An 18481-nucleotide genomic window follows, 5' to 3' on the forward strand; every position below is an offset into this window, starting at 1 on the left:
ACGTTCCTGGCATCGCCCCATTAGACCTGTCACGACCCCGGATGGTTACGTTGAGGTCACTGTGATCTGCGTCTCCCGTGAAGGAACTGTGGGAACGATGCGAAGGCGATCCACTAGCGGAAGGACCTCAACCGCAGGCTGTTGGTCACTACGAAGACCGAGGAGAAGGCCATGGCGGCCCCGGCGATCATCGGGTTGAGCAGGCCGGCCGCCGCCAGCGGGAGCGCCGCGACGTTGTAGCCGAAGGCCCAGAACAGGTTGCCCTTGATGGTGGCCAGGGTCCGCCGGGAGAGCCGGATCGCGTCCGCAGCCACCCGCAGGTCGCCCCGTACGAGGGTCAGGTCGCCGGCCTCGATGGCCGCGTCGGTGCCGGTGCCCATGGCGAGCCCCAGGTCGGCCTGGGCCAGTGCGGCCGCGTCGTTGACCCCGTCGCCGACCATGGCGACCGTACGGCCCTGCGCCTGGAGCCGGCGCACCACGTCCACCTTGTCCTGGGGGAGCACCTCGGCGATCACCTCGTCGATGCCCACCTCGCGGGCCACCGTCTCGGCGACGGCCCGGTTGTCGCCGGTCAGCAGGACCGGGGTCAGCCCCAGCTCCCGCAGCCGGGCGACCGCCTCGGCGCTGGTCTCCTTGACCGCGTCGGCCACGGTCAGGACCCCGCGCGCGGTGCCGTCCCAGGCCACCAGCACGGCGGTGCTCCCTTCGGCCTCGGCGGCGGCCTTGGCCCGCGCGAGCCCGTCCGGCAGGGGGATCGACCAGTCGGCCAGCAGCTGCTCGCGGCCCACCAGGACGGCGTGCCCGTCGACCACGCCCTGGACGCCGAGACCGGCGAGGTTCTCGAAGCCCTCGGGCACCGGCAGGGCGCCCGCCCGGTCGGCGGCGGCGGTGGCGACGGCCCGGGCGATCGGGTGCTCGGAGGCGTGCTCCAGGGATCCGGCCAGGCGCAGCAGTTCCGCCTCGTCCACGCCCTCGGCGGTGACGACCCCGGCGAGGGTCATCCGGCCCGTGGTGACCGTGCCGGTCTTGTCCAGGACGACGGTGTCCACGCGGCGGGTGGACTCCAGCACCTCGGGACCCTTGATCAGGATGCCGAGCTGCGCGCCCCGCCCGGTGCCGACCATCAGCGCGGTCGGGGTGGCCAGGCCCAGGGCGCACGGGCAGGCGATGATCAGGACGGCCACGGCGGCGGTGAAGGCGGCCGTCGCGTCGTCGGTGGCGAGCAGCCAGCCGGTCCACGTGGCGAGCGCGAGGACCAGGACGACGGGGACGAAGACCCCGGAGATCCGGTCGGCGAGGCGCTGCACCTCGGCCTTGCCGCTCTGCGCGTCATCCACCAGCCTGGCCATCCGGGCGAGCTGGGTGTCGGCCCCGACCCGGGTGGCCTCGACGAGCAGGCGCCCGGAGGTGTTGACGGTGGCGCCGGTGACGGAGTCGCCGACGGACACCTCGACCGGGACGGATTCTCCGGTCAGCATGGAGGCGTCCACGGCGGAGCTGCCCTCGACGACCGTGCCGTCGGTCGCGATCTTCTCGCCGGGGCGGACGACGAAGCGGTCGCCGGTGGTGAGCGCGGCCACCGGGATGCGCACCTCCTTGCCCGCGCGCAGGACGACGACGTCCTTGGCGCCCAGCTCCAGCAGGGCCTTGAGGGCCGCGCCCGCCTTCCGCTTGGAGCGGGCCTCCAGGTAGCGGCCGAGGAGGATGAAGGTGACGACTCCGGCGGCGACCTCGAGATAGATGGCGGAGGAACCGTCGGTGCGGGAAATGCTGCCCCCCTGAACGGTGAAGAGGGCGAAGCCGTGGCGCATGCCGGGCATGCCCGCGTGGCCGAAGAACAGGGCCCACAGCGACCAGGCGAAGGCGGCGAGCGTACCGACCGAGACCAGGGTGTCCATGGTCGCGGCGCCGTGCCGGGCGTTGGTCCAGGCGGCCTTGTGGAAGGGGAAACCGCCCCAGACCACGACGGGCGCGGCCAGGGTCAGCGAGAGCCACTGCCAGTTGTCGAACTGCAGGGCGGGGATCATCGCGAGCAGGACGACGGGCAGGGCGAGCGCGGCGGACACCAGCAGCCGCTGCCGCAGCCCGGAGAGCACCGGGTCGGGAGCGTCGGCAGGCTGCTCCTCGCCGGGTGCCGGGGCGGGCGGGGCGGGCGGCGCGGGTTCCTCGGCGGTGTAACCGGTCTTCACGACGGTCGCGATCAGGTCCGCGACCTGGACGCCGTCGCCGTAGGAGACGTGGGCCTTCTCGGTGGCGTAGTTCACCGTGGCCTCGACGCCGTCCATCCGGTTGAGCTTCTTCTCGATGCGGGCCGCGCAGGAGGCGCAGGTCATCCCGCCGATCGAGAGTTCGACCGCCGTTATCGGTCCGTCGTGCACTGTGCTGGTCATGTTCCGGCTCCAGGGGGATGGCCGGGCCGTACGGGTCCAGTATGAGCTGGCCGGCACGGCCCGGCGGGGTGCTGCGAAGTGCCGCGGGTGCTGCCGAAGGAGGTGCGGGTGCCGCTCAGACCCGTCCGGCCAGCTCGTAGCCCGCCTCGTCGACGGCGGCGCGGACGTCCTCGTCGGCGAGCGGGGCGGCGGAGACCACGGTGACCTCGCCGGACGCGGCGACGGCCTTGACCGAGGTGACGCCCGGCAGGGCGGCGATCTCGCTGGTCACCGCACCCTCGCAGTGGCCGCAGGTCATGCCGGTCACCCGGTAGACGGTGGTGGTCTGGGTGTCCGTCTCGGCGGTCATGTCGTTCTCCTCTTCAGGGGCGTGTGCGGTCACCGGGAGGGTGGCCGATGGTTCCACCGTCCTCCCGATGAATCGAGACTATACCCCTGGGGGGTATAAAGCGAACATCGGCATCCGGTCTTTTGCCGCCGACGCGGGGGTCAGTCGTCACGGCGCCCCCGGTTGCCGGGCCGCCGGGCCACCCACGCGCGGACCGTGGCGGCGTACCAGTAGGGCTTGCCGCCCTCCACGTGGTCGGGCGGCGGGAGAAGTCCGTGCTTGCGGTAGGAGCGCACGGTGTCCGGCTGGACCCGGATGTGTGCAGCGATCTCCTTGTACGACCACAGCTGTCGGTCGCTCATCTGGGACACCTCCTGGTCCACGGCACGGGGCCGGCCGGGAGGCCGTCCGGGGAGCCGGCGCGTGGACGCTGACGATCACTCGGGTTGTGCCCGGCGAACGACGCAGGACCGGGGTCGGGGAGGTGCTGTGTACTCCCTGTGACGGAAGACCCGCGTAACGCGGACATGCGTGACAAGAGGGCGACCCCTGTGACCGGAGAGTCACAGGGGTCGGATGAGGACAGCGCGGGAGAAGGGAGCGCTCAGCGGTACAGGGCCGGCCGGTCCGGGAGCTCCACCACGGTCCGTACGCCGCTGCGCGCGGCCGCGAGGCCCGCCTCCGAGACGGCGGCCGCCGCGTAGCCGTCCCACGCGTCGGGCCCCGCCACCCCGCCGCGCGCGGCCGCGGCCACCCAGCGCCGCAGCTGCCGGTCGTAGGCGTCGGCGAAACGCACCGTGAAGTCCTGGTCGATCGCACCGCCCCAGCGGCCCGCCGCCTGTACCACCATCGCGTGGCCGTCGCCGATCCGGGCGCTCCCGGCCTCGCCGACCGCCTCGCACTGCACCTGGTAGCCGAAACCGCAGTTCACGAAGATCTCCACGTCGACGACGGCCCCGCCGGAGGTCTCCAGCAGCACCATCCGGGGATCGCTCAGCCCCTCGGGCGCGGCCGACGTCGGCCGCGGCGAGAGCACCGTGACCGCGGTGATCTCCTGCCCCAGCAGCCAGCGGGCCGCGTCCACCTCGTGCACCACGGAGTCACTGATCAGCATGTCGCTGGTGAAGAAGGACGGAGACGACGCGTTGCGGTGACGGCAGTGCAGGAAGAGCGGACGGCCGATCCCGCCCGCGTCCAGCAGCTCCTTCAGCCGCTCGTACTCGGCGTCGTGACGCCGCATGAACCCCACCTGCACCAGGCGCCGCCCCAGCCGCTGCTCGGCCTCCATGACGCGCAGCGCACCCGCCGGCTCCGGCGTCAGCGGCTTCTCGCACAGCACGGGCAGCTCCCGCTCCAGGGCCTGCAGGATCGCCTCCTCGTGGGCCGGCCCGGGGGACGCGATCAGCACCGCCCCGACCCCGGGCGCGGCTATCGCCGCCGCCGGATCGGTGTGCGCACTCGCACCGTCGAGTGCCCCCGCCACCTCCTTGACGCGGTCCCCGTCCGGGTCGGCCACGGCCACCACCCGGGCGCCGCCCACGGTCCGCCCGAACCGGCGCACGTGGTCCGCGCCCATCTTTCCGGTGCCGATGACGGCGATGCCGAGCGTGCTGGTCATATGGTGTTCCCTCCGGGGTGTCAGCGGGCGCCGCAGGAGCGCAGGTAGTCACGGGTACGGCGGGCGATCGGCAACGGACGGTCGGGCGGGCAGGGGTACATGTCCTGCTCCACGATGGCGAAGAGGTCCACCCCCAGGCGCTGCGCCGCGGCCAGTACGGGCTCCAGCGCGGGCACCCCGGACGGCGGTTCGCACATCACCCCCCGGCCCACGGCCGGTCCGAAGGGCAGCTCCTCGGCGACGACTTCGGCGAGGATCCGCGGGTCCACCTGCTTGAGGTGGAGGTAGCCGATCCGCTCGGCGAACGCCTCGACGGCCTGCACGCTGTCGCCGCCGCAGTACGCGTAGTGGCCGGTGTCCAGACAGAGGGACACCATGCCCGGGTCGGTGGCGTCCAGGAAGCGGGCCACGTTCTCCGGGGTGTCGATGTGGGTGTCGGCGTGCGGATGGACGACGATCCGCAGCCCGTACCGCTCCTGCACCTCACGGCCGAGGCGCTCGGTCTGCGAGGCCAGTTCGCGCCACTGGGCCGGGGTGAGGGTGCGGTCCTCCAGCACCTTCCCGGTCTTGTCGTCCCGCCAGAAGGAGGGGATCACGACCAGATGGGCGGCGCCCATGGCCTGCGTCAGCGCCGCGATCCGCGACACGTGCTCCCAGGTCTCCTCCCACACGGCGGGGCCGTGATGGAGTCCGGTGAAGACCGTTCCGGCCGAGACCCGCAGGCCGCGCGCCGCCGTCTCCTCGGCGAGCCGGACGGGATCCGTGGGCAGGTAGCCGTACGGGCCGAGCTCGATCCACTCGTACCCGGCGTCGGCCACCTCGTCGAGGAAGCGCCTCCAGGGGGTCTGCTGCGGGTCGTCGGGAAACCAGACACCCCAGGAGTCCGGGGCCGAACCGATGCGGATACGGGTCAACGCGGGCGGGGATGACGTCATGACGGCCACCTTAGGGTGGAGGGCGACTGGGAGGACTGACTGTGACCGGCACCGGCGATCCGTATCCGTTCGACCTGATCACGATGGGCCGGATCGGGGTGGATCTCTACCCGTTGACGACCGGCGTACCACTGGCCGAGGCGGAGACCTTCGGCAGGTTCCTGGGCGGGTCCCCGGCGAACGTGGCCGTCGCCGCGGCCCGTCTGGGACGGCGGGTGGCGTTGGTCAGCCGGACCGGGGCGGACCCCTTCGGCGGGTATCTGCGCACCGAGCTGCGGAGGTTCGGGGTGGACGAGCGCTGGGTGACCGAGGTCGCCGGGCTCCCCACCCCGATCACCTTCTGCGAGATGTTCCCGCCCGACCGGTTCCCGCTGTACTTCTACCGGCTGCCGAAGGCCCCGGACCTGGAGATCGCGGCCGACGAGCTGGACCTGGAGGCGGTACGGGCGGCCCGCGTGTTCTGGATGACGGGCACGGGCCTGAGCGAGGAGCCCTCGCGGGCGGCGACGCTGGCGGCGCTGGAAGCCCGCGACCGGTCGGGGACGACGGTGTTCGACCTCGACTGGCGGCCGATGCTGTGGCGGGAGAAACCGGAGCCGTACTACGAGCGGGCGCTCGCGCACGCGACGGTGGCCGTCGGCAACCCGGAGGAGTGCGAGATCGCCACGGGCGAGTCCGAGCCGTACGCGGCGGCCCGGGCGCTGCTCGCCGCCGGGGTGGAACTGGCGGTGGTCAAGCGGGGCCCGCAGGGCGTGCTGGCGGTCCACCGCGACGGGACGGTGGCCGAGGCGGCACCGGTCGAGGTGGACGTGGTCAACGGGCTGGGCGCGGGGGACGCGTTCGGCGGAGCGCTGTGCCACGGGCTGCTGGCGGGGTGGGAGTTGGGGCGTGTCGTGCGGTACGCGAACGCGGCGGGGGCGATCGTGGCCTCGCGGCTGGCGTGCTCCAGCGCGATGCCGTTCTCTCACGAGGTGGAGGAGGTGCTGGGGCGTGCCGGTGGTGTCTGAGTGGGGGATGGAGTGGACGCGGCTGCGGGTGCTGGAGCTGGAGCCGGGGGAGGCGTACGCGTTCCCGTCGGGGGAGTGCGAGTGGATCGTGCTTCCGCTGTCCGGCGGGTGCGAGGTGCGTTGCCGGGCCCAGCCGGAGTCCGGGGACGGAGCCCCCGGCAGCGAGCCGCAACCGTTCCGACTCCGGGGGCGGACAGGGGTCTTCGGCGGGCCCACCGACTTCGCGTACGTGCCCCGCGACGCACACGCGGAGGTCACGTCGAGGCGCGGCGGCCGCTTCGCCCTCGCAGGGGCCCGGTGCGAGCGCCGCCTGCCCCCGCGGTACGGCCCGGCCGAAGCCGTGGCCGTCGAGCTGCGCGGCGCGGGCCCCTGCTCGCGCCAGGTCAACAACTTCGCGGCCGCGGGCCCCGCCGGCTTCGCATGCGACCGGCTGATCGCCGTCGAGGTCCTCACCCCCGGCGGCAACTGGTCCTCCTACCCGCCGCACAAGCACGACGAGCACCACCCCGGCGAGGAGTCCCGCCTGGAGGAGATCTACTGGTTCGAGATCGCCCCCCACGGGGACACCCCGGGCTACGGCTACCAGCGCGTCACGCCCTCCCCGGCCGGGAAGACCGACATCCTGGCCGAGGTGCGCACGGGCGACGCCGTCCTGATCCCGGACGGCTGGCACGGGCCGTCCATGGCCGCCCCCGGGCACGACATGTACTACCTGAACGTGATGGCCGGACCGGGCGGCGGGCCGAGGGAGTGGCTGATCCGCGACCACCCCGACCACGGCTGGATCCGAGGCAGCTGGGAGGGGCAGGACGTCGATCCCCGGCTGCCCTTCCCCCGAGCAGGAGCGGAGGACCACCGATGAGGCTCACCGTCGCGCAGGCGCTCGTACGCTTCCTCGCCGCCCAGTACACCGAGCGTGACGGCCGCCGCCACCGACTGGTCGCCGCCACCTGGGGGATCTTCGGTCACGGGAACGTGGCGGGCATCGGGCAGGCCCTGCTGGAGACCGGCGGCGCCGGGCCGGACGGCATGCCCTTCCTCCAGGGCCGCAACGAGCAGGCCATGGTGCACGCCGCCGTCGGCTACGCCCGCCAGAGCGGCCGGCTCTCCACGCACGCCGTCACCACCTCGATCGGGCCCGGCGCCACCAACCTCGTCACCGGCGCCGCCCTCGCCACGATCAACCGGATCCCGGTGCTCCTGCTGCCCGGGGACACCTTCGCCACCCGGCCCGCCGACCCCGTCCTGCAGCAGCTGGAGGTCCCGTACGCCGGGGACGTCTCCGTCAACGACGCCCTGCGGCCCGTCTGCCGCCACTTCGACCGTGTCACCCGGCCCGAGGCCCTGGTCCCGGCCGCCCTCCAAGCCGTACGCGTCCTCACCGACCCGGTGCAGACCGGCGCCGTCACCCTCGCCCTGCCGCAGGACGTGCAGGCGGAGGCCTACGACTGGCCCGAGGAGTTCTTCGCCGAGCGGGTCTGGCACGTCCGGCGCCCGCGGCCCGACCGCGCCGAGCTCGCCGCGGCCGCCGAGGCACTGCGGAGCTCCGCGCGCCCCCTGATCGTGGCCGGCGGCGGGATCCGGCACAGCGCGGCCCACGCCTCCCTCGCCGCCCTCGCCGAGGCCACCGGGATCCCGGTGGCCGTCACCCAGGCCGGCAAGGGCGTGCTCCCGTACGGGCATCCCGCCGACGTCGGCGGGATCGGCCACACCGGGACGGCCACCGCCGCCGGCCTCGCCCGGGAGGCCGACCTGGTCCTCGCCGCCGGGACCCGGCTCAGCGATTTCACCACCGCCTCGGCGACCCTGTTCCAGCATCCCGCGGTCCGGTTCGTCGGCCTCAACCTGGACCCGTACGACGCCCACAAGCTCGCCGCCCGCCCCCTGGTGGCCGACGCCCGCGAGGCCCTCGACGAGCTCCGGGAGGCGCTGGCCGGCCACCGCGTGGACATCGCGTACGAGACGGTGTACCGGCGGGAGGCGGCTCGCTGGGAGGCCCGCGTCGACGAGGCCCACGCCGTCTCCGCGACCGACGAGGAGCTCCCGCCCACCCAGGCCCAGGTCCTCGGGCTCCTCGACGCCCTCGTCGACGGCACCGACATCCTGGTCAACGCGGCCGGCTCCCTCCCCGGTGACCTGCACAAGCTGTGGCGGGCCCGGTCCACGGACCAGTACCACGTGGAGTACGGCTACTCCTGCATGGGCTACGAGATCCCCGCAGCCATCGGGGTCGCGCTCGCCGCACCCGGCCGGCCCGTGTGGGCGCTGGTCGGCGACGGGACGTACCTGATGAACCCGACCGAGATCGTCACGGCCGTCCAGGAGGGCGTCCCGATCAGGGTGGTCGTCCTCGACAACCACGGATACGCCTCCATCGGCGGCCTCTCGGGCGCGGTCGGCGCGGAGGGCTTCGGCACCGCCTACCGCTTCCGGGCGCCCGACGGCTCGTACACCGGGGACCCCCTCCCGGTGGACCTCGCGGCCAACGCGGCCTCCCTCGGCATGGCCGTGATCCGCGCCCGCACCGTACGTGACCTGCGGGAAGCCCTGGCCGAGGCCCGCTCGGCAACGCGTCCCACATGTGTCTACGTACGGACCCGAACGCCCGACACTGTGTCGGGCCCACCCCCGGCACAGGCGTGGTGGGATGTTCCTGTGGCCGAGACCGCGACCCGTAAGGCGGCGGCCCAGGCCCGTGAAGAGTACGACCGGCAAGCCGCGCAGCGACGTCGCCATCTGTGAAGGAGCAATAGGCATGAAGACCGTCAACCACTGGATCGGTGGCAAGACCGTCGAGGGCGCGTCGGGCAACTACGGCCCGGTCACCGACCCGGCCACCGGCGAGGTCACCACCCAGGTCGCGCTCGCGTCGGCCGAGGAGGTCGACGCCGCGGTACAGGTCGCCAAGGAGGCCTTCCTGTCCTGGGGCCAGTCCTCGCTGGCCGCCCGCACCAAGGTGCTCTTCGCCTACCGGGCGCTGCTCGACGCCAACCGCGACGCCGTCGCCGAGCTGATCACCGCCGAGCACGGCAAGGTCCACTCCGATGCGCTGGGTGAGGTCGCCCGCGGCCTGGAGATCGTCGAGCTGGCCTGCGGGATCACCACGCAGCTCAAGGGCGAACTGTCGACGTCGGTGTCCAACCGGGTCGACGTGTCCGCGATCCGTCAGCCGCTGGGCGTCGTCGCGGGCATCACGCCCTTCAACTTCCCGGCGATGGTCCCGATGTGGATGTTCCCGCTGGCCATCGCCTGCGGCAACACCTTCGTCCTCAAGCCGAGCGAGAAGGACCCGTCGGCGTCCAACAAGCTGGCCGAGCTGATGACCGAGGCCGGCCTGCCGGCGGGCGTGCTGAACGTGGTCCACGGCGACAAGGTGGCCGTCGACGCGCTGCTCGCCCACCCCGACATCGCGGCCGTCTCCTTCGTCGGCTCCACCCCGATCGCCCGCCACATCCACACCACCGCCTCCGCCAACGGCAAGCGCGTGCAGGCGCTCGGCGGCGCCAAGAACCACATGCTGGTGCTGCCCGACGCCGACCTGGACGCGGCCGCCGACGCCGCGGTCTCCGCCGCCTACGGCTCGGCCGGCGAGCGCTGCATGGCGATCTCCGCCGTCGTCGCCGTCGGCTCCATCGGCGACGCGCTGGTCGACAAGATCCGCGAGCGCGCCGAGAAGATCAAGATCGGCCCCGGCAACGACCCGACCTCCGAGATGGGCCCGCTGATCACGGCCGCCCACCGCGACAAGGTCGCCTCGTACGTCAAGGGCGCGGCCGCCCAGGGCGCCGACGTGATCCTGGACGGCACCGGCTACACCGTCGAGGGCAACGAGAACGGCCACTGGATCGGCCTGTCGCTGCTCGACAACGTGCGGACCGACTCCGACGCCTACCGCGACGAGATCTTCGGCCCGGTGCTGTGCGTCCTGCGCACGGAGACCTACGAGGAGGGCGTGGCCCTCATCAACGCCTCGCCGTTCGGCAACGGCACCGCCATCTTCACCCGGGACGGCGGCGCCGCCCGCCGCTTCCAGCTGGAGATCCAGGCGGGCATGGTCGGCGTCAACGTCCCGATCCCGGTGCCGGTGGGCTACCACTCCTTCGGCGGCTGGAAGGACTCCCTCTTCGGCGACCACCACATCTACGGCAACGACGGCATCCACTTCTACACCCGCGGCAAGGTCGTCACGACCCGCTGGCCGGACCCGTCGGACGCCCCCGCCGGCGTGGACCTGGGCTTCCCCCGCAACCACTGACCGGCGCCCCCCGGGCCGCCGCCCGGCCCGCCCGCTGGACCCCGCAGGACCGGCCCGCCCCCCGCGCCTCACCGCGGGGGCGGGTTCCGTTCACCTGCGGGATTCGGCGGGATTCGGCTGGGTCAGCTGGGTCTGGCAGGGGTTCTCCGGCGGGGTTTCTCCGGCGGGGTCAGAAGCGCGACCAGACGTCCGACGCGGCCGCCTCGGCCCAGACGACGTCTCCGTGGCCGTAGCCCGGGACCACGCCGAAGGAGACGCGCTCGTTGCCGCCCGCGCGGATCAGCTCCGCACCGCGCGGGTGGTCGCCGCGGCCCAGCTCGGCGTTGACCCACACCACCTCGGCGGTGATGCGGTCCCAGGCGATCCGGTACGTGTCGTCGTCACCCGCCCAGACCGCGGCGAGGTCCCGCATCAGGGCCGTCGGCAGGAGGCCGCTGCCGAGGGCCGCGGTCGCCGCGTGCCAGGTGGCCAGCGGCGTCCGGGTCAGAGCGAATCGGTCCTCGGCGGGGGTCGCCCCGAAGGCGTAGCTCCCGGCGCTGTGCCCCTGCGCGTAGATCCAGTTGGCCGGTCCCGGGAGGGCGGCCGTGCGGACCAGCGCGAAGTGGGCGAGCCCGGTGTGGGTGAAGCGCAGCCCCCGGTCCGGCGGCCACGGCGCCGGGGAGACGCCGTCCGGATCCGCCACCGCCTTGGCGATCACGGCCGCGAGCCCCGGATCGACGACGGGGAAGCCCTGCGCGAGCCGGGTGGCGTACGCGTCCCGGGTCTCGGCCGCCCGCACCGCGAGGTCGCCCGTGTACGGACCGGTCGTGTCCAGGGCCACGACCCGGCGCAGCCGCGGCGAGGTGTCGTGCGAGGCCGCGTCCAGCGCGAGGGCGGCCCCGGCCGAGTGCCCGACGTACTGGTACGGCAGTCCCAGTACGGAATCCAGCGCGCCCACCACCCCGGCCAGGTCCCGGCGGTGGGCCTCCAGCCCCCGTTCGGCGGTGATCCCGGCCGCCGTGGCGGCGTCCTCGCGCGGGGTGACCCCGACGACGAGCAGGCCCCGGCGGCGCAGCGCGTGGGCGAGGGAGGGGCAGCCCCGGCCGCCCGGGGTGAGGAACTCCGCCGCGAAGTTCAGCCCGCCGCCGGGCAGCAGGTACGCGATTCCCTCCGGTGCCCGCGCCGCGTCCGCGATCACGTCCACGGTCACGGGGGCCGGGCCGCCGCCGTCGTCGAGCGGGAGGGTGAGGCGGATCCAGCCGTCGCCGGGCAGGTAGGCGGCGGTGCCGGTGCCCAGGGCTCGCTCGATGCGGGTCAGCAGTCCGATGCCCCCGGCCGCGTCGCCGTGCTGTCGTTCCCTCACAGGTGTCCCCCCTCGAGCCGGTGATGGCCCAATACCGTCACCGGGGACACCTTTGCCGGTCAGCGCGTTCCAGCCAAGTCCGGGAGCGTTTCCTCCTGTTCGCTGTCGGCGCGACGGCGTCGTCGCAGCACCCCCAGGGTGACGCCCGCGCCCGTCAGTACCAGCAGCAGACCCACGGCGGGCCAGGGCACGGCGACGAAGTCGGTCCCGGACCGGGAGACGAGGTCGGGATGGGCCGTGGCGGCCGCCGTGATCCTGACGGTGACCCAGTCCGACTGGGGCGCGTCCGGCCACGGTTCGGTGAGCTCGATCCGCCGGCCCGGCAGCAGCGACAGATTCAGCTCGCGCTCCGGCCGGTCCAGCACCCGGCGCCCGAACAGTCCCTCCGCGGAGACCGCCACCTTCGGTTCGACCACCACGTTGCCCCGGTTGACCAGCGTGTACGAGACGGTGGCGCGGGCGTCCTTGACCCAGGGCAGCAGTGGCGCGGACCGGCTGACCCGCACGTCCTCCACGCTCAGCCCCGGCGTGACGGGCCCCGGCACCCGGAAGTACAGCCGGGCGCCCACCGAACGCTTCACCCCGACCTGCACCTTGCCGTCCTGCTGCACGCCCTCCACGGCGGTGCCCAGGGCCACGATGCCGCCCACGTGGTCACCGGGCGTCGCGTCCGGCGGGACCTTCACGGTGAAGGGGATGTCCTTGCGGCCCTTGGCGGGCACGGTGACGGTGCGCGCGGTCTCCGGCGCCAGGGTGATCCACGCGCCGACGTCCTTCGGCTTCGTCTCCACCGGGAGGAGCGCGAACGCGCCGCCGGCTGGGGTGTTCACGGCGTCGGTGGCGAAGACCTGGAACGTCAGTTCCCGGTCGGAGGAGTTCAGGACCGTCACGCTGTCGGAGAGCGTGCTCCCGGCCGCGCCCTGGTGGAAGAAGTACGCGCGGTCGGTCATGGCCGCACCGGCCGCGGGCGTCGGGAACACCCCCCACGTGCCGTTGTCCGCGGCCCTCGCCGGGCCGGCCGGCAGCAGGCCCGCGCCCATGAGCAGCAGGCCGAGGAGCAGACCGTACAGGGCGGTGCGGGTGCGGCCGGGCGTGCTGCTGCGGGTGCGCATGAGCGGTCTCCAGTCGGCGCGGCAGGGGGGAAGGGCGGTGGGGAGAAAGGGGAAGGGGTGGTGCGGCGCCGGAGCGCCGCACCACCCTGGTGGAGCGGGCCGTACGAGTGCGGGTCAGGCGATCGAGAAGGTCACGACCGTCTGGTAGGTGTCGGCGAACATGAACGGCGGGAGCTGGATCATCCCGGCGCCGCCGACGGCGAACTCACCACCGGTCAGCTCGTCGCCCCCGGCGGCCTGGGAGGCCACCTTCATCGGGACGTCGGAGATCGCGCCGGGCGTGCCCGCGGTGCAGGTGCTCGGGCTGTCCGGGTTGGTCACGGTGCAGGACGGCTGGATGCCGATCTGCGCCTTCGGCATCGAGTGGCCGGTGGTCTGGTTCAGGAACGGCGTACGCGTCGCCGTCACGTCCCAGCCGAGGGAGCCGCCGCGGAAGTCCTGGACGGTCGCGGCGTTGAAGACGCCGACCACCGACTGGGCCTTGCCGTTGATGGTGACCGCGCCGAAGCTGACGGCCGGCTGGCCGTCCTTCGGGCCCAGGGCCAGCGGTCCGGGGAGGACCTCGACGTCGACCGGGTTCTTCACACCCGGCTGGTCCTCCATGAACACGAAGGCCTTGTACGGGGTGATCGAGCCGTCGATCCGGATCGCGTCGGCCTTCTTGCCGACCGTGATGTTGCAGGTGGCGGCGCCCGACGCGTCCGCCGTGCCCGTACCGGTGTCACCGGTTGCCGCGCCCGCGAGCAGGGCGGAACAGGTGACGGGGCCGGCCGGGAAGTTGGCGCCGTTCACGACGACGGCGGTGCCCGCCGGGCCGCTGTTGGGCGTCAGCTTCGTGGTGACCGGGTCCTTGGGCAGCGCCTCGACCGCGACCGATCCGAGCGAGGCGCTCGGGCGGGGCGCCGGGGTGCAGGTGGTGGTGAAGACCGAACCGGAGAGGTCGGCGTCGGTCACCGCCAGATCGAGGGCGACCTGGACGCTCGTGCCCTCGGTGCCGTCCGGGATCTTGATGGTTCCGGAGAACGCCTTGGGGTCGAGCGGCTGCCCCGCGACGACGGACACGGTCTCCGGCGGGCTGGTGACCACCTGGGTGGTCGCGCCGACCTTGAGGGTGATCTTGGACGTGTTCACCGTCGTGACGGAGAACGAGGGGATCAGCGGGCTCGCACCCGGGTCGATCGTGATCGGGACGACGTCGCCGGCCTTGGCGCCGTCGGGCAGCGTGACCGTCCAGTTCTGGTTGCCCGAGCCGTCCGGCTGCGGCGCCGGGGCGTCGCAGTTCTCGAAGACGGCCGTGGTCTTGGTCGCGGCCTGCGCGGAGCCCGCCAGGCCCGCCACTGCGCCGGTCAGGGCCAGCGACAGGGCCCCCGCCCCTGCCAGCACCTTTCGTAGATGCGTTCTCGTTCTCACTGGGTCGCGACTCCTTCGTCATGACGAACCCTCCCCCCACCCGCTGTGTGGGGGAGGCCGAGCCGGTGCGGTGGCCGATATTGACGCGTCATGGTGATGAGAAGTCAATGACTTGCTTTCGCCCGAAGCACACAGAAATTGATGGGCCATCAGGGAGGGGCTGATGACCCACCGGGTACCGGCCGGTCGGCGCGTGCGGGACCCGGCGGCCGGTCCGGCCGTCGGTCAAGGCCATGTTCCGCCTTGTTCGCCCCTGTGCGGGCTCGTGGCCAGTGGGGAGCGGGCAGTGGGCAGCAGGCAGCGGCCGGCCGTCAGCGGGTGGTGGCGGTGACGTGCAACAGCAGGTTGGGGGTGCCGGCCGGCAGACCGGTGATCCGGCCGGGTACGGCGCGGCGCACCAGGGCCTCGGCCACCTGCGCCGGGGTACGCACCGCACCGCCGGCCAGGAGCAGCGCGGCGGCCCCCGCCACGTGCGGGGCGGCCATCGAGGTGCCGGAGGAGCGGGCCGTGCCGGTGGCCGAGTCCTTCCAGGCGGAGATGACGGCCACGCCCGGCGCGAACAGGTCGACGCAGGCGCCGTGGTTGGAGAACGCCGCCCGGCGGTCCGCGGAGTCGGTCGCTCCGACGGTGAGGGCCTGCGGGACGGAGGCGGGGGAGCCGCCGCAGGCGTCCTTGCCCCCGTTGCCGGCGGCCGCGACGAAGGTGACGCCCGAGGACACGGTCCGCAGGACGGCGGCTTCGAGGGCGCGGCTGCGGCTGCCGCCCATGCTCATGTTGGCCACGGCCGGGGTGGCCGGGGCGCGGGCGGCGTCCTTCACCACCCAGTCGATCCCCCTGAGCATGGCCGACAGCCTCCCGTCGCCGCGGCAGTCGGCCACCTTGACCGAGACGAGGGCGACGCCCTTGGCGACCCCGTACGTCTGCCCGCCCACCGTCCCCGCGACGTGCGTGCCGTGTCCGTTGCAGTCGCGGGAGCCCTCCATGAACACCGCGTTGTGGCCGGCGCGGGCGCGGCCGCCGAACTCCTGGTGGCGGGTGTTGATCCCGGTGTCGAGGACGTAGACGGTGACGCCCTCGGCCTTCGTGGCGTACGTGTACGAGCCGTCGAGCGGGAGTTCGCGCTGGTCGATCCGGTCCAGGGGCCAGGGGGCAGGGGTCTGCGGCACGGTGCGCGGCGTATCGGGGGTGTCCGTGGTGTCCGTGGCGGCAGTGGTGTTGGTGGTATCCGTGGCGTCCGTGGTGCTGGTGGTGCCGGTGATGTGGAAGACCGCGTCCGGTTCCACGGAGGCCACCCGGGGGTCGGCGGCCAGGGCTGCGGCCCGCGCGGTGGTCGTGCGCACGGCGAAGCCGTCGAGGGCGGCCTCGTAGACGGGACCGACCGTGTCCCCCGCCCGCGCGGCCTCGGCGGCCAGGGCGCGGGTCGGGGCGCGCGAGGCGGTGTCCTTGAGGACGACGACGTAGGGCGCGGTGGAGCGCGAGCCCGCATCGGGTTCGGGAACCGGCGGGGGGCCCGTGACGGCGGTGGAGAGCAGGGCGGCGGGGAGGAGCGCGGCTGCGGGGAGGAGCGCGGCGAATGCGGTTGCGGTCATGCGGCCGATGCTCTGCGAGGGGTGGTGCGGGCGCGCGGAGGGTGCGCCGAGTGGGCGCACGACACGCCACCGCCCGGGCGGTTCCGTGCCTGCAGCCGCCCCCGCCCGGTCCGGCCGTCCGCCAGGCCGTCATATCGGCCATCAGGTAGAGGGTGGCCGGTCAGGGCGGCGTCCCGTCGGCGTCGGCGTCGATCAGCTCGGCCGTGTACGCGCCCCTGACCAGCCGGGCGGCCTCCACCTCGCGGCGGAACCGCCGCCGGACGCCGGGTCGTCCGCCAGGTCCGGCCGTACGACCTTGATGACGACCGGCCGGCCGCCCTGGGTGTGCGACAGGTAGACCCGGCCCATGCCGCCGGCACCCAGCCGGGCCGCGACGCGGTAACCGGCCACAGTGGACGGATGGTCCGCCCGCAATGACTCGAACACCTCGGTGGCGCTGTTCATCGCCCTCCCCCCCGATCCCCCGGTGCCCTTACCAACGAGCGAGTTGATCCGCGGCCCGCCCTAAGCGCCTTGCAGAGCACGGCAGTTGCCGGTGCACGGTGCGAAGGGACCTGCGGTGAGGCTGCGGTGAGGTGGTCGGTGAGATCTGCGGTGAGGTCTACCGGGGGACCGGGTCCGGGAGTGGCCCGTCCGGGCTACTGCGCGAGCGGCCAGCCGCGCATCGCGAACACGCCCTCGTCACGTGCACCGGCGGCGTCGTAGGTGGCCAGCGCGGCCTCGTTGTCGGTGTCGACCCCCACCCACATGCCGTAGCAGCCGCGTTCCTTGGCCTCGTCCGCCAGCGCCAGGGTCAGGGCGCGCCCGATCCCGCGGCGCCGGTAGCCCTCGTCCACGGAGAGCTCGTACAGGCACATCTCCGTCCCCTTGTCGGGGTGGTTCATCTCGATGCCGGAGACCATCCCGGCGGGCACGCCGTCGACGTAGGCGATGAGCATCAGATGCCCGGGGGCGGTGAGGAAGCGCTCGGACCACTCCTCGCGGGCGGGCCCGTCGAAGAGGGATTCGGCGGCCGAGAGCTCGGCGGGTGTGAGGGCCCGGCGGATGTCCATGGCGGTCACGATAATGCGTGCACGGACCCAGGGCGGGCGTAGCCGGGCACGGCGTGGCGGGCGGCCCGGAAACTCCCGCCGGGCGGGCGCGGCGCTGACTAACCTGTCCGGGGCGCCGAGGACTTGAGGGACGAGGGGGAGCTTCGTGAGGAATGCCGTGGTCACGCCGGAGGGCGACCGGATCCGCTGGGTCGAGCTGCCGGGCGGGGCACCGGCCAGGGTGTACGTGCACGGCCTGGGTGCCACCTCGCCCGCCTACTTCGCGGCGAGCGCCGTGCACCCGCTGCTGGCGGGCCGCCGTTCCCTGCTGGTCGACCTGCTGGGCCACGGGCACAGCGACCGGCCCGAGGGCTTCGGCTACACCCTCGAAGAGCACGCCGACGCGCTGGCGGCCGCCCTCGCCGAGGCCGGTGCGCAGGGCGCCGAGCTGATCGCCCACAGCATGGGCGGGGCCGTGGCCGTCGTACTGGCCGACCGCCACCCGCACCTGGTGTCCCGCCTGGTGCTCGTCGACGCCAACCTGGATCCCGCGCCGCCCAGGCCGGGCGCCGCGGGGAGCAGCGGGATCGCCTCCTACACCGAGGAGGAGTTCCTGGCCGGCGGCTGGGCCGAGGTGCGCGACAGGGCCGGCGCGCACTGGTGGTCCACGATGCGGCTGGCCGGCCGTACGGCCCTGTACCGCAGCGCCGTCCACCTCGCGGCGGGCACCACCCCCACCATGCGCGAGCTGCTCCTGGAACTGAAGATCCCGCGCGCCTTCCTGCTGCCCGAGGCGGACGCCCCGCTTCCCGGTGCCGACGCCCTCCGGGCCGCGGGCGTCGCCGTCGTGCCCGTCCCCGACTGCGGGCACAACATCATGCTGGACAACCCTGAGGCCTTCGCCAGGGCCACCGCCGCAGCCCTGGACGCCACCGCCTAACCCTGGGCGCGCGGCGACGGAGTGCCGTCGGTCCAGGCGTAGACCCGCTTGCCGCGCACGGCGACCTGGTACTGGTGGAAGTCCCGGCACTCGGAGCGGACTTCGGCCCGCAGGGCGTTCGGCCACCACCTGGCGTGGAGCTCCGGGGCGCCCTGCCGCTTCGGCGTGCCCGCCGTGCACTGCGGGCCGTCGAGCGGGGTCTTGCCCAGGTCGAACCGTATGAGCCGGGCCTCCCCGGTGGTACGCACGCGTATACGGACGTCGGTGGCGTCCTTGGGTATCCATGACGGCAGGGCGAAGGGTGCTTGCGCGCGCGCCGGGGCGTCGGCGGCGGTCGCGAAACGCTTGCCCTTCTCCTTGTACACCTTGTGGTCGATGGTGTCCGTCACGGGGTTGGGCGGCAGGTTGGGCAGGGCGAAGGCGGCGGTGGCGAGGACTCCCACGGTGGCGGCGGCGATGACGAGCGGGCGGCGTTTCATGCCTTCCAGTCTCGGCGGGGAGGTGCCCCTCGCGCGTCCCTCCTC

At 73.6% G+C, this 18481-nt stretch carries 16 protein-coding genes and 1 pseudogene; 5 read left to right on the forward strand and 12 right to left on the reverse strand.

Features of this window, described 5'->3' with window-relative positions:
- Nucleotides 1-113: 113 nt before the first annotated feature.
- From IH80_RS0106150 to IH80_RS0106170, 5 genes are all read right to left on the reverse strand, one after another.
- Complete coding sequence (locus IH80_RS0106150) at nt 114-2390, reverse strand: heavy metal translocating P-type ATPase (RefSeq protein ID WP_030958337.1); 2277 nt, start codon at nt 2388-2390, stop codon at nt 114-116.
- Between the two features lie 115 nt (nt 2391-2505).
- Nucleotides 2506-2739, reverse strand: coding sequence for a heavy-metal-associated domain-containing protein (locus tag IH80_RS0106155; protein WP_030958338.1), 234 nt, complete (start codon nt 2737-2739; stop codon nt 2506-2508).
- A gap of 140 nt (nt 2740-2879) precedes the next feature.
- On the reverse strand, nt 2880-3080 hold the full coding sequence (locus tag IH80_RS0106160; protein ID WP_030958339.1) for a helix-turn-helix transcriptional regulator: 201 nt from the start codon (nt 3078-3080) through the stop codon (nt 2880-2882).
- Between the two features lie 242 nt (nt 3081-3322).
- Nucleotides 3323-4336, reverse strand: coding sequence for a Gfo/Idh/MocA family protein (locus tag IH80_RS0106165; RefSeq protein WP_030958340.1), 1014 nt, complete (start codon nt 4334-4336; stop codon nt 3323-3325).
- Nucleotides 4337-4356: 20 nt separating this feature from the next.
- Nucleotides 4357-5271: a sugar phosphate isomerase/epimerase family protein gene (locus tag IH80_RS0106170; RefSeq protein WP_030958342.1), complete on the reverse strand. Its 915-nt coding sequence runs from the start codon at nt 5269-5271 to the stop codon at nt 4357-4359.
- A 41-nt stretch (nt 5272-5312) separates the two neighbouring features.
- On the opposite strand from IH80_RS0106170, the gene iolC reads away from it, so the two are divergent.
- The 4 genes from iolC to IH80_RS0106190 are packed head-to-tail and all read left to right on the forward strand — an operon-like array spanning nt 5313 to nt 10533.
- Complete coding sequence (iolC, locus tag IH80_RS0106175) at nt 5313-6278, forward strand: 5-dehydro-2-deoxygluconokinase (RefSeq protein WP_037879018.1); 966 nt, start codon at nt 5313-5315, stop codon at nt 6276-6278.
- Between the two features lie 7 nt (nt 6279-6285).
- A complete protein-coding gene (gene iolB, locus IH80_RS0106180; protein ID WP_030958346.1) occupies nt 6286-7140 on the forward strand; it encodes a 5-deoxy-glucuronate isomerase in 855 nt (284 codons plus the stop codon).
- Nucleotides 7137-9020, forward strand: a complete 1884-nt coding sequence (iolD, locus tag IH80_RS0106185; RefSeq protein ID WP_030958347.1) for a 3D-(3,5/4)-trihydroxycyclohexane-1,2-dione acylhydrolase (decyclizing) — start codon at nt 7137-7139, stop codon at nt 9018-9020. The genes iolB and iolD overlap by 4 nt, the downstream gene beginning before the upstream one ends.
- Nucleotides 9021-9033: 13 nt before the next feature.
- On the forward strand, nt 9034-10533 hold the full coding sequence (locus tag IH80_RS0106190) for a CoA-acylating methylmalonate-semialdehyde dehydrogenase (RefSeq protein ID WP_030958348.1): 1500 nt from the start codon (nt 9034-9036) through the stop codon (nt 10531-10533).
- A 169-nt stretch (nt 10534-10702) separates the two neighbouring features.
- Here the strand turns inward: IH80_RS0106190 and IH80_RS0106195 are convergent, their stop codons facing one another.
- The 6 genes and pseudogenes from IH80_RS0106195 to IH80_RS0106220 all read right to left on the reverse strand — a co-directional run bounded on the left by IH80_RS0106195 (nt 10703) and on the right by IH80_RS0106220 (nt 17038).
- Entirely contained in the window at nt 10703-11875 is a 1173-nt protein-coding gene (locus IH80_RS0106195; RefSeq protein ID WP_030958349.1) for a hypothetical protein, read from the reverse strand.
- A 59-nt stretch (nt 11876-11934) separates the two neighbouring features.
- A complete protein-coding gene (locus IH80_RS0106200) occupies nt 11935-12987 on the reverse strand; it encodes a WxL protein peptidoglycan domain-containing protein (RefSeq protein WP_030958351.1) in 1053 nt (350 codons plus the stop codon).
- 114 nt (nt 12988-13101) lie between these two features.
- Nucleotides 13102-14397 carry a hypothetical protein gene (locus IH80_RS0106205; protein WP_234432141.1) on the reverse strand — a complete coding sequence of 432 codons (1296 nt, stop codon included), beginning with the start codon at nt 14395-14397 and terminating at the stop codon, nt 13102-13104.
- 311 nt (nt 14398-14708) lie between these two features.
- Nucleotides 14709-15986 carry a S8 family peptidase gene (locus IH80_RS0106210; RefSeq protein WP_078906352.1) on the reverse strand — a complete coding sequence of 426 codons (1278 nt, stop codon included), beginning with the start codon at nt 15984-15986 and terminating at the stop codon, nt 14709-14711.
- Between the two features lie 163 nt (nt 15987-16149).
- Nucleotides 16150-16430 (reverse strand): annotated as a pseudogene (locus IH80_RS0106215) (serine/threonine protein kinase); the annotation flags it as partial.
- A gap of 194 nt (nt 16431-16624) precedes the next feature.
- Entirely contained in the window at nt 16625-17038 is a 414-nt protein-coding gene (locus IH80_RS0106220; RefSeq protein WP_030958357.1) for a GNAT family N-acetyltransferase, read from the reverse strand.
- 145 nt (nt 17039-17183) lie between these two features.
- Here IH80_RS0106220 and IH80_RS0106225 point away from each other — a divergent pair, with 145 nt between their 5' ends.
- Nucleotides 17184-17957, forward strand: coding sequence for an alpha/beta fold hydrolase (locus tag IH80_RS0106225; protein ID WP_030958362.1), 774 nt, complete (start codon nt 17184-17186; stop codon nt 17955-17957).
- Here IH80_RS0106225 and IH80_RS0106230 read toward each other — a convergent pair.
- Nucleotides 17954-18436: a hypothetical protein gene (locus IH80_RS0106230; protein ID WP_030958363.1), complete on the reverse strand. Its 483-nt coding sequence runs from the start codon at nt 18434-18436 to the stop codon at nt 17954-17956. The genes IH80_RS0106225 and IH80_RS0106230 overlap by 4 nt on opposite strands.
- Between the last annotated feature and the right edge of the window lie 45 nt (nt 18437-18481).

It is taken from the genome of Streptomyces sp. NRRL S-378 (assembly GCF_000720645.1).
GTDB lineage: Bacteria > Actinomycetota > Actinomycetes > Streptomycetales > Streptomycetaceae > Streptomyces.

Coding starts and splice junctions, on each gene's coding strand:
- IH80_RS0106230 (WP_030958363.1), bottom strand. CDS start 18,436: ATGAAACGCCGCCCGCTCGTCATCGCCGCCGCCACCGTGGGAGTCCTC.
- iolB (WP_030958346.1), top strand. CDS start 6,286: ATGGAGTGGACGCGGCTGCGGGTGCTGGAGCTGGAGCCGGGGGAGGCG.
- iolD (WP_030958347.1), top strand. CDS start 7,137: ATGAGGCTCACCGTCGCGCAGGCGCTCGTACGCTTCCTCGCCGCCCAG.
- IH80_RS0106210 (WP_078906352.1), bottom strand. CDS start 15,986: ATGACCGCAACCGCATTCGCCGCGCTCCTCCCCGCAGCCGCGCTCCTC.
- IH80_RS0106160 (WP_030958339.1), bottom strand. CDS start 3,080: ATGAGCGACCGACAGCTGTGGTCGTACAAGGAGATCGCTGCACACATC.
- IH80_RS0106155 (WP_030958338.1), bottom strand. CDS start 2,739: ATGACCGCCGAGACGGACACCCAGACCACCACCGTCTACCGGGTGACC.
- IH80_RS0106165 (WP_030958340.1), bottom strand. CDS start 4,336: ATGACCAGCACGCTCGGCATCGCCGTCATCGGCACCGGAAAGATGGGC.
- IH80_RS0106190 (WP_030958348.1), top strand. CDS start 9,034: ATGAAGACCGTCAACCACTGGATCGGTGGCAAGACCGTCGAGGGCGCG.
- IH80_RS0106220 (WP_030958357.1), bottom strand. CDS start 17,038: ATGGACATCCGCCGGGCCCTCACACCCGCCGAGCTCTCGGCCGCCGAA.
- IH80_RS0106170 (WP_030958342.1), bottom strand. CDS start 5,271: ATGACGTCATCCCCGCCCGCGTTGACCCGTATCCGCATCGGTTCGGCC.
- IH80_RS0106150 (WP_030958337.1), bottom strand. CDS start 2,390: ATGACCAGCACAGTGCACGACGGACCGATAACGGCGGTCGAACTCTCG.
- IH80_RS0106200 (WP_030958351.1), bottom strand. CDS start 12,987: ATGCGCACCCGCAGCAGCACGCCCGGCCGCACCCGCACCGCCCTGTAC.